The sequence below is a fragment of the Brucella pseudogrignonensis genome (assembly GCF_032190615.1).
Lineage (GTDB): Bacteria > Pseudomonadota > Alphaproteobacteria > Rhizobiales > Rhizobiaceae > Brucella > Brucella pseudogrignonensis_B.
Window position 1 is genome coordinate 1,861,111 of record NZ_JAVLAT010000001.1, and the last position, 12,913, is coordinate 1,874,023.

The following is a 12,913-nucleotide window of genomic DNA, read 5'->3' on the forward strand; positions in this document are numbered from 1 at the left end:
GAAAAGTGCGTAGCGGTTTTCCGTTCGGAATTGCGACCAAAAGGAACATTCGGATTTATTCATACTGTTCCGGGATATAAGAACCCTCGGCCAAATCTGCAAATCGCGTAAATTCGGCCTGGAACGCAAGCTTCACAGTGCCAGTCGGTCCGTGACGCTGCTTGGCAACGATCACATCAGCCGTGCCCTTTACTTTTTCAAAGTGCTGCTTCCACTCTTCATATTTCGGATCAAACTCGTCACGCGGCTCCAGGTTCTTGACGTAATATTCCTCGCGGAACACGAAGAGTACCACGTCGGCATCCTGCTCGATCGAACCGGATTCACGAAGATCGGAGAGTTGTGGGCGCTTGTCATCACGGCTTTCCACCTGACGTGAGAGCTGTGACAGCGCGATGATCGGAACATTGAGCTCCTTGCCGAGCGCTTTCAGGCCGGTGGTGATTTCCGTGATTTCCTGTACGCGGTTCTGTGACGACGCCTTGGAAGAGCCAGTCATCAGCTGAACGTAGTCGATCACCAGAACATCGAGGCCACGCTGACGCTTGAGACGACGCGCGCGGGCTGCGAGCTGTGCAATCGAGATGCCACCGGTCTGATCGATATAAAGCGGAATTTTCTGCATATGCTGCGAGCAGGCGACCAGCTTTTCAAAATCCTGTTCCGTGATGTCACCGCGACGGATTTTTGAAGAAGAAACCTCTGTCTGCTCAGAAATAATACGGGTTGCGAGCTGTTCAGCCGACATTTCGAGCGAAAAGAAACCAACAACGCCGCCGTTGATTGCCTTCATCGTGCCATCGGCCTGCTGCTCAGCTTCATAGGCGTTGGCGATATTGAAAGCGATATTGGTGGCAAGCGAAGTTTTGCCCATACCCGGACGACCTGCAAGGATGATCAAATCGGATGGCTGCAAGCCACCCATCTTGCCATCAAGCGTATGAATGCCGGTGGAAACACCGGACAAATGACCATCACGCATGAATGCGGCATTGGCCATATCGACAGCCGTGGTGACAGCATCTTTAAACGCCTGAAAACCGCCATCGTAGCGACCCGTTTCCGCTAGTTCAAACAGGCGGCGCTCGGCGTCTTCGATCTGTTCCTGCGGGGCATTATCGACCGGCGCGTCATAGGCGATATTGACCATATCTTCGCCAATGCCGATCAAAGCGCGGCGGGTCGCAAGATCATAGATTGCGCGGCCATAATCTTCGGCATTGATGATGGTGACGGCTTCGGTTGCAAGACGTGCAACATACTGGAAAACCGTCAGATCGCCGATCTTGCCTTCATTCGGCAGGAAGGTTTTCATCGTAACCGGATTGGCCATTTTACCAACACGGATGAGATCGGTTGCGATCTCATAGATGCGGCGGTGCAAAGGCTCAAAGAAATGTGTTGGCTTCAGAAAGTCTGAAACGCGATAGAAGGCGTCATTGTTGATGAGAATAGCACCCAAAAGCGCTTGCTCTGCTTCAATATTGTGGGGTGCTTCACGATAAAGCGCATCTTTCTGATCGCGCGCATCGTCGAGTTTGCGTACCGCCGCTTCCGCCATGTCCGTCTTTTCCTGTCCCTGATCTTTTCCAGCTAGAACTGAAGTGAAGCCAAACACAACGCAGCCTCAAGGTGATTCCTGCCAGAAGCCGTAAACTATACCATGATTCACAGGCATCCACAGTTCACGGTTCAATCTTTTGCACTGGGACTTGACGCTATATTTTCAGGCTTTGACCCTCTTTTTCTGCGCTTGCTCCTCGCTGTTCGCTCCTTTTGGTGCACTATCAAGCCGCTTGAGCCGCTTTTCCTCAGCCTCAATATAGTTACGCGTTAGAGGTACTGCGTCCTGACGATGGGCAATTTGAATATGAAAGACCATCATATTTTGCCAGCGGAATGCGCTTTCAGATGCCGCCAGATAAAACTCCCACATCCGGCAAAAGCGTTCATCATAAAGCGCTTTGGCTTCTTCACGCCGGGCCATGAAGGCCAGGCGCCATTCTTTGAGCGTTTCTGCATAATGAAGGCGCAGGATTTCAATGTCAGTGACGTATAACCCTGCTTTCTCGATATGCGGGAGCACTTCAGAAAGGGCAGGGATATACCCGCCGGGGAAAATATATTTGCGAATAAATGGATTGGTCGCACCGGGTCCATCAGCGCGCCCAATGGCATGGAGCAGAAACACGCCGTCTTTTTTCAGCAGCCGCGCCGCGTGTTGGAAATATTCTGCAAAATGCCCAACGCCCACATGCTCGAACATGCCGACAGAAACCAGCCGGTCGAACTCATCATCGATGTTTCGATAGTCGGTGAGTTGAAATTTTGCGCGGTCGGATAGACCCTCATCCAATGCACGCCGATTAGCAATAGCATGTTGCTCTTCGGATAGCGTGACGCCGGTCACATCGGCTTTGAGAAATCGGGCGAGGTAAAGCCCCATACCACCCCAGCCACAACCAATGTCGAGAACCTTGTGATCCTCTTTGACAAGAAGCTTGGCGGCTATGTGACGCTTTTTTGCAAGCTGTGCTTGCTCAAGCGTCGCATCAGGCGTTTCGAAATAGGCACAGGAATATTGTTTGTCGGGGTCAAGAAACAGATCGTAAAGAGCGCCCGAAAGGTCATAATGGCTTTTGATGTTGCTGGATGAGCGGGCGATATCATTCATCTGCTGAAAGCGCCGAAATAGCACACGGACTTTGCCGGCCGCTTTCATCCATGGCTCCGTTGCCGCTGTTGGACCAGTATTTTCGAAGACGATCTTCAGAAGTGTATAAATATCGCCTTCCAGAAAATCGATCTCACCATCCATGAAACATTCAGCGAGTTTCAGTTCCGGGTCGAGTGCGACGGCGCGTTCCGCATGGAGCGTATTGAACCGTATATGGACCGGCTCTCCGGTCGCATCACCATAACGATTGGCATTCCCCTTTGAATCAGTAACCGTCAGGTCGCCAACTTTAATCATATGCGACAGTACAGTACGCAGCATTCTATGCATGAGCCCCATCCCCTTTTTTAGAGATTGAAGCAAGTGCAACATCCATGCGGTTGCATGGCAGGCGACCTGTTGCCTTAGCGGCCGCACTGTCATCAGATTTCAGGCAATTCCCATTCGGTCAATTGGCCTATGGCTTATCGCCTGAGCAAACGCGGACGTTTCCGTCGGCACTCTCTCCAATCCAATACTAATATGCAGAATAGGGAGTTTTTTTAATCTGAAAAGAGAAAATGTCCGGCGGAGACCGCCGGACATTATCATATAAAGTTTACCACCGTGGGAAAGCCTGCCTTTAAGGCCAGCATTCACGGGCTAAAAGAGGGCTAATTAAGCCTGATCTTCTGCTTCTTCGTCTTCGTCGAAGATTTCTTCAGCAAGTGGAGCTTCTTCGATGCCGTAGATCGCTTCGATCGAGGTCAGGTCTTCACCCTTTGCCTGACGTTCAGCTTCTTCGTTCGAACGAGCGATGTTTACGGAAACCGTAACTTCGACTTCAGGATGCAGGGAAATTACGATTTCATGAATGCCAATGGCCTTGATCGGCTGCTTCAGTTCAACCTGGTTGCGGTGCAGGTTGAAGCCATTAGCCGTAACGATTTCAGCGATATCACGGGTCGAAACCGAACCGTAAAGCTGACCGGTTTCACCAGCCGAGCGAACAACGATGAACGATTCGCCGTTGAGCTTAGCTGCAACTGCTTCAGCTTCGTTCTTGCGCTCAAGGTTCTGAGCTTCGAGCTGTGCGCGCTGGCCTTCGAACTTCTTGCGGTTTGCTTCGTTGGCACGAAGAGCTTTGCCCTGTGGCAGAAGGAAGTTACGGGCAAAACCGTCCTTGACCTTTACAGTGTCGCCCATCTGACCGAGGCGGGCGATGCGTTCCAGAAGAATAACGTCCATTTGAGTTTCCTTTCGAGATTTAAATACGGATTTACTGGTTGTCGGCTTCCGGCATTTTCGAGATTGGCGCGCCGCGCGATGTATCGAAAAGGCCAAAAACCATGAAGACGAAAAGCAGGAATGCGAACAAAATGATCGCAACGTAAACGAGCCACAGAGCAACCGGGCGCCATGGCTTCCCACGGCTGCGCTGGTGGAACGTTGCCAAGCCGGCAATCATAAAGCCGAAGCTTAATGCACCCACAACGACAGTTGCGACGAGACCAGCAGCGCCCGGCAAAAAGGCAACCGCGAGTGCCACAGCAAAAACCAGAAGTGCTGGGCGCGGCATGCGCATGGTTGCGGGCCAGTCATCGCGCGGGCGACGCAGACGCCCGGAAAGCGCTGTCAGACGCAGGGCGAGATAGAGATTGCCGATCAGAATGGCGAGACAGGTTGCTGGCTGGATCGCAGGCAGTGCCACCATCAGAAGTGCGCTAACGCTCTGACGCATTTCATCGCTTGCTGTGAATTGCGGGTCGGCAGCTGCGAGACTATCAATCAAGGTGTTTGAAAGCTCACGCGCCATATCCGGGCCAAAGCCAATGATGTAGCCAATGATGATAAAGCTTGCGGCAACCATCAGCGCCAGACGGAAAACAATATCCGAAAGCGGATACCAGACCATCACATCTTTTGGACCGCCGAGTTCGGAAGCAGGACGGGCGAGGCCTGAAAGATAAGCGCCAATTGCTGCTGGCGCATAGCTCGTCAGCGCCATCAGAACAGCGCCAATCGGTGTAGCAACAATGCCGACCGCAATGGTGGCGCAAGCAGCAGCAACAAGCCCTGCGCTCGAACCCCAGCCAAGAGCGGCAACAAAAATTGGTAATGGTGTCAGGAAATACAAAACCACCGCCATGCCCGACTGGGCGATGACGCCAGACGACATCAGTGCCGAGGCAAGCCCCGCCAATACGCCGACTCCAATGATGGTTCCGTTGAATTTCATAAATTCGCTGTCCTGCTCCGGCTGTTCCGGTTTTGCAGTTAGAGGCAGTTCAAAACATTTCCAGCAAAAGTGCGTAGCGGTTTTGCGTAGGATAATGCGATCAAACAAAAGCAAAGAGCGTTCATTTTGGTGAAATCAAAATTTGAAAAGCTCTATCGCTCTGCCCCAACTTGGGATTTTGAGTGCTCCGGTTGCGCCCATCGCATCCGGGAAGAAACGCAAGGCGACACGAACGTCGCCTTGCGAAACAGTCTTACTTCACAACGTATGGAAGCAGGCCGAGGAAACGTGCACGCTTGATCGCCTGAGCGAGTTCGCGCTGCTTCTTCTGGCTAACAGCTGTAATACGCGAAGGAACGATCTTGCCGCGTTCCGAAATGTAACGCTGCAGGAGCTTGATGTCCTTGTAGTCGATCTTTGGCGCGTTTGGACCTGTGAATGGGCAGGTCTTGCGACGACGGTGGAAAGGACGACGGGTTGGGATCTGATTGATATCAACCATAATTATGCTCCTTCGCCAGCTTCGTTGTCACGTGGGCGACGTGGGCCGCGATCACCACGGTCGAAACCGCCTTCGCGTGGACGACGTGGGCCACGGTCATCACCATCGCGTTCACGACGATCGTCGCGGCGCGAAAGCATAGCCGACTGGCCTTCTTCGTGTTCTTCAACGCGGATGGTCATGAAACGAAGAACGTCTTCATTGATGCGCATCTGGCGTTCCATTTCAGCAACAGCAGCTGCTGGTGCGTCAATGTTTACGAGCGTGTAATACGCCTTGCGATTCTTCTTGATGCGGTAGGTGAGGGGACGAAGACCCCAGTTTTCTACCTTACCAACCTTGCCGCCATTAGCTTCGAGGACACCCTTGTACTGTTCGACGAGCGCGTCGACCTGCTGCTGGGAAATGTCCTGGCGGGCAAGAAGCACATGTTCATAAAGAGCCATTGGCTTTGCCTTTCTTCTGTTACATCACGCTGACACTAACGGCTAAGCCTCTGCGACTTCTCTAAGACCGGAAAACCGGGAAGAAAGGACGCTTGAAGTTAAGACAATCGAGAGCGGAGACACGGGAGGCAGAAGCACTTTAGACTTCCACGACCAACTCAACAAAATGTTGAAGAAGTGGTCGCTCCTCCGTTCAGCCCCCAGCTAATGCCAGCAACGAACGGGCGCTCATTACGTCTTTTTCCCCGGATTTGCAAGCTGTAAAGCCAGCGGAAATCCACAAATGGTTGACTTTTCAACCTGTGTTGGGGCACATCGCATGAAATTGTTCTATAAAAAGAGGCATTCATGGCGGTAGCATTTACATTTCCGGGACAGGGCAGCCAGGCAGTTGGCATGGGTAAAGCCCTTGCTGAACAATTCGCTGAGGCACGCGCTGTTTTCGAGGAAGTGGACGCAGCGCTGGGCGAAAAGCTTTCCGCAACTATGTTTGATGGTCCGGAGGACGTTCTGACGCTGACAGCCAATGCGCAGCCTGCACTGATGGCTGTTTCCATTGCAACGCTGCGCGTGATGGAAGCTCAGGGCTTTTCGCTCAAAGACAAGGTTGCTTATGTTGCCGGCCATTCGCTCGGTGAATATTCGGCACTGTGCGCGGCTGGTACATTCTCGCTGGCCGATACTGCTCGCCTGTTGCGCATTCGCGGCAATGCGATGCAGAAAGCTGTTCCGGTTGGTGAAGGCGCAATGGCTGCCATCATCGGTCTGGAACAAAGCGATGTTGATGCTATCTGCGCAGAAGCCAAAGCTTCCGGCTCGGTTCAGATCGCCAATGATAATGGTGGCGGTCAGCTTGTGATCTCCGGCTCGAAGGCGGCGGTTGAACTCGCGGCTTCGCTTGCGTCGGAAAAGGGTGCCAAGCGCGCAATCATGCTGCCGGTTTCCGCACCGTTCCATTCGACATTGATGGCGCCTGCCGCCGATGCGATGCGTGAAGCGCTGGCTCAGGTTGAAAAGCACAATCCGGTTGTGCCGCTCATCGCCAATGTGCGTGCTGCGCCTGTAACGGACGCCAATGAAATTGCTGATCTTCTGGTTGAGCAGGTCACGGGTCAGGTGCGCTGGCGCGAAACTGTTGAGTGGTTTGCAGCCAATGGCGTGACAACGCTTTATGAAGTAGGGTCTGGCAAAGTTCTGACGGGTCTTGCACGTCGTATCTCAAAGGATGTGACCGGCGTAACTGTTGGTTCGGCCGAAGAAATAGCTGCGGCGCTTGCTGCATTGAATAGCTGAAGGATCTGGAATGTTTGATCTGACTGGCCGCAAGGCTCTCGTAACCGGCGCGACCGGTGGTCTGGGTGAGGCGATCGCTCGTGCACTTCATGCGCAGGGCGCAATCGTCGGCCTGCATGGCACCCGCGAAGAAAAGCTGAAAGAGCTGGCTGCTGAACTCGGCGACCGCACGTTCATCTTCCCGGCCAATCTTTCTGATCGTGAAGCCGTCAAGGCGCTCGGCCAGAAAGCTGAAGAAGAGATGGGTGGCATCGACATTCTCGTTAACAATGCTGGTATCACCCGCGATGGCCTGTTTGTTCGTATGAGCGATGAAGATTGGGATGCTGTTCTCAACGTCAACCTGACATCCGTGTTCAACCTGACGCGCGAATTGACCCATCCAATGATGCGTCGCCGCAAGGGCCGTATCATCAACATCACGTCGATTGTTGGTGTAACGGGTAATCCGGGTCAGGCGAATTATTGCGCTTCCAAGGCGGGACTGATCGGCTTCTCGAAGTCGCTGGCGCAGGAAATCGCAAGCCGTAACGTCACAGTCAACTGCATTGCGCCTGGCTTCATCGAATCGGCTATGACTGACAAGCTGAATGATAAGCAAAAAGACGCAATCATGGGCAGCATTCCGATGAAGCGTATGGGCGTTGGCAGCGAGATCGCTGCTGCTGTTGTCTATCTGGCAAGTGATGAAGCAGCCTATGTTACAGGTCAGACACTGCACATCAATGGCGGCATGGCTATGATTTAAAACCTCTTTCGGGGCGATTAAATCAGTATTTTACGGTATAAAAAGTCTTAAAGTCGGGTGGTAGAAACCAAAATGCGCTTTGCCTTGCTCAAGAAGCATGGTAATGCGCCCGACGAGAGTTTCGGCATTTCGTTCGCGGGATGCCGTTATCCTGTTCCGCAAGGAATATCCACAGGGTGACTGTCAGGCGAGCAAACTCGTAACTTGGCAGGTGCCTTATAACTTGATTACAATCATGCATACCGCTAACCAATGCGGAGCAAGTAAACAAACAGGTCGAGGGTTCCGACATGAGCGATACCGCAGAGCGCGTCAAGAAAATCGTTGTTGAGCATCTGGGTGTAGATGCCGACAAGGTCACCGAAGGTGCAAGCTTCATCGATGATCTTGGTGCAGACAGCCTCGACACCGTCGAGCTCGTCATGGCTTTCGAAGAAGAATTCGGCGTTGAAATTCCTGATGATGCAGCAGAAACGATCCTCACGGTCGGCGACGCTGTAAAGTTCATCGATAAGGCTTCTGCCTAATCTGAGCCTTTGGGGCTGGGATTCTTTCGAATCCCGGCCCTGCTTGTCTTCAGTTTGAAGATAGTGAACTGCCCCGGTTTGGCCGTATGGCCATTTGCATATCGCAATTCGATAGCGAGCCGGTAACGAGATTGAGCATCGACCGTATGAGGCGTTTATTGCCTGCGGGATGTCTCCAACGAATTTTTCAAATTTAAGGGGTGGATATGAGGCGTGTCGTCATCACCGGTCTTGGTTTGGTGTCGCCGCTGGCAAGCGGTGTCGAAGAAACCTGGAAGCGTCTGATTGCCGGTGAAAGCGGTGCTCGCCGCGTCACGGAATTTGAAGTTGACGATCTGGCTTGTCAGATCGCATGCCGTATCCCTCTTGGCGATGGTACCAATGGTACTTTCAATCCTGATCTCCATATGGAGCAGAAGGAACAGCGCAAGGTCGATCCGTTCATCGTTTATGCTGTCGGCGCTGCTGACCAGGCGCTGGATGATGCCAACTGGCATCCGACAAGCGATGAAGATCAGGTTCGCACCGGCGTTCTGATCGGTTCCGGCATTGGCGGCATCGAAGGCATTGTTGAAGCGGGCTACACGCTGCGCGACAAAGGCCCGCGCCGCATTTCGCCGTTCTTTATTCCAGGTCGTCTGATCAATCTGGCTTCCGGCCATGTTTCGATCAAGCACGGACTGCGCGGCCCGAACCATTCTGTTGTTACCGCTTGCGCAACCGGCACGCATGCCATTGGCGATGCTGCCCGCCTGATCGCTTTTGGCGATGCGGACGTGATGGTTGCCGGTGGTACGGAATCGCCAGTCAGCCGCATTTCGCTTGCAGGCTTTGCGGCCTGTAAGGCGCTGTCCACCAAGCGCAATGACGATCCAACTGCAGCTTCGCGCCCTTACGACAATGACCGCGACGGTTTTGTTATGGGTGAGGGTGCTGGTGTTGTCGTGCTTGAAGAGCTGGAACACGCTCTTGCACGCGGTGCCAAGATTTATGCTGAAGTTGTTGGCTACGGCCTGTCGGGCGATGCTTACCACATCACGGCTCCAACGGAGAGCGGTGAAGGTGCAGAGCGCTGCATGGTTGCAGCCTTGAAGCGCGCAGAGATTACACCTGACCAGATCGATTACATCAACGCACATGGAACGTCGACCATGGCAGATACGATTGAGCTGGGTGCTGTTGAGCGCGTTGTTGACGATGCTGCCTCGAAGATTTCCATGTCTTCGACAAAGTCGTCTATCGGTCATCTTCTGGGTGCTGCTGGTGCTGCGGAAGCGATTTTCTCTACGCTGGCAATTCGCGACAATATCGCGCCGCCAACGCTTAATCTCGACAATCCAGCCGTTGAAACCAAGATCGATCTGGTTCCGCACAAGGCGCGTGAGCGTAAAATCGACATAGCCTTGTCGAACTCGTTCGGCTTTGGCGGCACAAACGCGTCGCTGGTTCTGCGCCGTTATTCGTAAAATACGGTACGCTGAAAACTGAGCTTATTTAAAAACGCGGGGATTTCTCCGCGTTTTTGTCAAAATATGACCCTATGTCATGTTTAAAATTGCCATTTATGTTTAGTGTTGCTCTACAAAATGTAATTGATTTGGACGCCGTTTCGGGCGGATTAGAGCAAAAGAGCGCAGACCCGATTTAATGAGATCGGGATGCGCTCTAAAGACGAGGTAGTCGAGTGACGTCAGAGGAAAAGGCGGGAGGCAATTCCGTCCAACAGCCGCCGCAGGATAACACACCATCGTCTACGACGCCGGAACAGGCCGCGCCTGCTGCGCCCTTTGTGCCAAAATCTGCCTCGGAAGTCTTGCGTCCAGAGCCTGGCACTCCGCCGCCGCGCAAGCGTTCGCGTCATGCCCGCAGCCAGATTGTCGTCTTCATGAACTTCATGTTGTCGCTGCTGGTGCTGATTTTGATTGGTGGATCGGCGCTGTTTTATTTTGGCAAACTTCAGTTTGACTCGGCAGGTCCATTGACTGCGGAAACCACTTTTCTCGTAAAACGTGGTGCTGGCATTTCGGAAGTGTCCAACAGTCTCGAAAACCGCGAGATCGTCAGCGATGCCCGCATTTTTCGCTATGGCATGCGCGCCTATGGCCACGAGAATGATTTGAAGGCGGGCGAATATGCGATCCCTGCCGGCGCGACCATGCGCGACGTGATGAATATTCTCATCAGCGGCAAATCAATCATGTATCCGCTGACGATCCCCGAAGGCCTTACGGTTAAGCAGGTGTTCGACCGCATTTCTGCCGATCCGATCCTCGTTGGCGACATGCCAAAGGAAATGCCAGCGGAAGGTGAGCTGTTCACGGATACGCTCAATTTCACACGTGGCACGACACGCGAAGAAATCATCAATCGTATGATTGCCTCGCAGCAGAAGCTGATTGATGAGACATGGGCAAAGCGTCGTCCAGACCTTCCGGTCAAGGACAAGAATGAATTTGTAACGCTTGCGTCGATTGTCGAGAAAGAAACCGGCATCGCATCGGAGCGTCCGCATGTTGCTTCGGTTTTTGTCAACCGTTTGAACAAGGGTATGCGTATCCAGTCTGATCCCACCATCATATACGGACTGTTCGGTGGCGCGGGAAAACCCTCGGATCGCCCAATCTTCAAGTCGGATATTGAGAAGCCAACGCCATACAACACCTATGTGATCAACGGCCTTCCACCGACACCGATTGCCAATCCGGGGCGTGCAGCGCTTGAAGCCGTTGCCAATCCACTGGATACGGAAGACCTCTATTTCGTTGCAGATGGGACCGGTGGCCACGTTTTTGCCAAGACGTTGCAGGAACACAATGCCAATGTGCGCAAATGGCGCGCGGTAGAGCAGGAAAAAAACCAGCTGCAGCAGCAAAACACCGCCCAGTAATGGGCGGTTTTATTTCGCTTGAAGGATAAAGATATGGCGCTCCAGAGTATGACAGGGTTTGCGCGCCACGCGATACAGTATGGCGCCGACGGTAATGAAGCGCGGATCGTGTGGGAAGTACGCTCGGTCAACGGTAAGGGACTGGACCTGCGTTTGCGCTTGCCGCAGGGCTTGGAAGGCGCAGAGCATGCGATACGCTCGCTTCAGGCCCGCTATTTCTCGCGCGGAAACTTTCAGGCCAGCCTTAGTGTTGAACGCGCAGAGGTGCAGGCCGGTTTTGCAATCAATCAGGCTATGCTTGATGAGGTTTTGAAACTCGGCGCTGAGCTGCAAGCCCGCCATGGTCTGGCACCAGCAAGTGTTGACGGTATTCTTGCGCTGCGTGGTATCATTGATCAGACGCAGGTGAGTGAAGACGACAATGCACGTGCCGGGCTTGAGGCTGCAGTTGTTGCGGCCTTTGAAGGGGCGCTGAAAGCCATTGCCGAAGCACGCAAGCATGAAGGACAGTCGCTTTTTACGATTTTGTCCAGCCATGTGGATGCGATTGAACGCCTGACGCGTGAAGCGCGCAATGATCCATCGCGCAGCATCGACGCCATCCGCGCCAAGCTTGGCACTCAGGTTGCGCTGCTGATGGAAACCGGGCGCGATCTCGATGAAGCGCGGCTTTATCAGGAGGCGGCTTTTCTCGCCACCAAGGCAGACATTCAGGAAGAGCTGGACCGGCTTGAAACCCATGTGGCCTCCGCCCGAAAGCTTCTTGCTGATGGCGGACCAATCGGGCGCAAGCTCGACTTTCTTTCGCAGGAATTTAATCGCGAGGCCAATACGCTGTGTTCAAAATCGAATGCAGCGTCGATTACGGCAATCGGTCTTGAACTGAAAGCCGTTGTCGATCAGTTTCGCGAACAGGTACAGAATCTGGAGTAACGGAAAATGGCCATCTCTTCGGTCGAACATGGCATTGCGCGTCGCGGTTTGATGGTGGTGATTTCATCACCATCGGGTGCTGGCAAATCGACAATTGCGCGGCAATTGCTAAGCGATGCGGATATGAACCTTTCGCTGTCCGTTTCCGTGACCACGCGTGAACGTCGTCCAAGCGAAATTGAAGGCGTACATTACCACTTTATCACCAAGCGCGAATTTGAGCGCCGTCGCGACAATGACGAGCTGATCGAATGGGCGGAAGTGCACGGCAATTTCTACGGCACACTACGCCAGACGGCTGAAGAAGCGCTGGCCGATGGCAAGGATATGCTGTTCGATATCGATTGGCAGGGTGCCGAGCAATTGCAGGCCAAAATGCCTGCCGATGTGGTGTCGATCTTCATCTTGCCGCCAACGATGCGCGAATTGCAGAACCGTCTCAATCGCCGCGCGGAAGACACCGCAGATGTGATCGAGACCCGCTTGCAGAATGCGCGTTTTGAAATCCAGAAATGGGCGAAATACGATTATATCGTCATCAATGAGGACCTTCAGCGCTCTTATGCAGGCATTAAAGGTATCATCATTGCTGAACGTCTGCGCCGTGATCGCCGTCCCGGACTTTTTGAATTTGTCGAAGGTCTTCTCGAGGAAAATCCAGAAATCTGACATGGGTCAAAGC

13 protein-coding genes are annotated in these 12,913 nt (G+C 53.2%); 7 read left to right on the plus strand and 6 right to left on the minus strand.

Annotated elements, in window-relative coordinates:
* Window positions 1-55 precede the first annotated feature (55 nt).
* From RI570_RS08975 to rpsF, 6 genes are all read right to left on the minus strand, one after another.
* A complete protein-coding gene (locus tag RI570_RS08975; RefSeq protein WP_313828073.1) occupies window positions 56-1,561 on the minus strand; it encodes a replicative DNA helicase in 1,506 nt (501 codons plus the stop codon).
* Window positions 1,562-1,726: 165 nt separating this feature from the next.
* On the minus strand, window positions 1,727-3,007 hold the full coding sequence (locus RI570_RS08980) for a cyclopropane-fatty-acyl-phospholipid synthase family protein (RefSeq protein WP_313828075.1): 1,281 nt from the start codon (window positions 3,005-3,007) through the stop codon (window positions 1,727-1,729).
* A gap of 327 nt (window positions 3,008-3,334) precedes the next feature.
* Window positions 3,335-3,904 (minus strand): 50S ribosomal protein L9, encoded by a 570-nt coding sequence (gene rplI, locus RI570_RS08985; protein ID WP_313828076.1) that lies wholly within the window; start codon window positions 3,902-3,904, stop codon window positions 3,335-3,337.
* Window positions 3,905-3,935: 31 nt separating this feature from the next.
* Complete coding sequence (locus RI570_RS08990) at window positions 3,936-4,895, minus strand: DUF2232 domain-containing protein (protein ID WP_313828077.1); 960 nt, start codon at window positions 4,893-4,895, stop codon at window positions 3,936-3,938.
* Window positions 4,896-5,148: 253 nt separating this feature from the next.
* Window positions 5,149-5,397, minus strand: coding sequence for a 30S ribosomal protein S18 (gene rpsR, locus RI570_RS08995; RefSeq protein WP_187546012.1), 249 nt, complete (start codon window positions 5,395-5,397; stop codon window positions 5,149-5,151).
* A gap of 2 nt (window positions 5,398-5,399) precedes the next feature.
* The gene (gene rpsF / locus RI570_RS09000; RefSeq protein ID WP_313828078.1) at window positions 5,400-5,843 is read right to left on the minus strand and encodes a 30S ribosomal protein S6; all 444 of its coding nucleotides are present in this window, start codon (window positions 5,841-5,843) and stop codon (window positions 5,400-5,402) included.
* A gap of 348 nt (window positions 5,844-6,191) precedes the next feature.
* Here rpsF and fabD point away from each other — a divergent pair, with 348 nt between their 5' ends.
* The 7 genes from fabD (at window position 6,192) to gmk (ending at window position 12,900) form a co-directional block, all read left to right on the plus strand.
* The gene (gene fabD / locus RI570_RS09005; RefSeq protein ID WP_313828079.1) at window positions 6,192-7,136 is read left to right on the plus strand and encodes an ACP S-malonyltransferase; all 945 of its coding nucleotides are present in this window, start codon (window positions 6,192-6,194) and stop codon (window positions 7,134-7,136) included.
* A 10-nt stretch (window positions 7,137-7,146) separates the two neighbouring features.
* Window positions 7,147-7,884 carry a 3-oxoacyl-[acyl-carrier-protein] reductase gene (gene fabG / locus RI570_RS09010; RefSeq protein ID WP_250040282.1) on the plus strand — a complete coding sequence of 246 codons (738 nt, stop codon included), beginning with the start codon at window positions 7,147-7,149 and terminating at the stop codon, window positions 7,882-7,884.
* 290 nt (window positions 7,885-8,174) lie between these two features.
* Window positions 8,175-8,411 carry an acyl carrier protein gene (locus RI570_RS09015; protein ID WP_002963616.1) on the plus strand — a complete coding sequence of 79 codons (237 nt, stop codon included), beginning with the start codon at window positions 8,175-8,177 and terminating at the stop codon, window positions 8,409-8,411.
* Window positions 8,412-8,617: 206 nt separating this feature from the next.
* Complete coding sequence (gene fabF, locus RI570_RS09020; protein ID WP_313828081.1) at window positions 8,618-9,877, plus strand: beta-ketoacyl-ACP synthase II; 1,260 nt, start codon at window positions 8,618-8,620, stop codon at window positions 9,875-9,877.
* 218 nt (window positions 9,878-10,095) lie between these two features.
* Window positions 10,096-11,298 (plus strand): endolytic transglycosylase MltG, encoded by a 1,203-nt coding sequence (gene mltG, locus RI570_RS09025; RefSeq protein ID WP_409558631.1) that lies wholly within the window; start codon window positions 10,096-10,098, stop codon window positions 11,296-11,298.
* Window positions 11,299-11,331: 33 nt separating this feature from the next.
* The gene (locus RI570_RS09030) at window positions 11,332-12,231 is read left to right on the plus strand and encodes a YicC/YloC family endoribonuclease (protein WP_313828082.1); all 900 of its coding nucleotides are present in this window, start codon (window positions 11,332-11,334) and stop codon (window positions 12,229-12,231) included.
* A 6-nt stretch (window positions 12,232-12,237) separates the two neighbouring features.
* Window positions 12,238-12,900 carry a guanylate kinase gene (gene gmk / locus RI570_RS09035; RefSeq protein ID WP_250040289.1) on the plus strand — a complete coding sequence of 221 codons (663 nt, stop codon included), beginning with the start codon at window positions 12,238-12,240 and terminating at the stop codon, window positions 12,898-12,900.
* The last annotated feature ends 13 nt before the right edge of the window (window positions 12,901-12,913 follow it).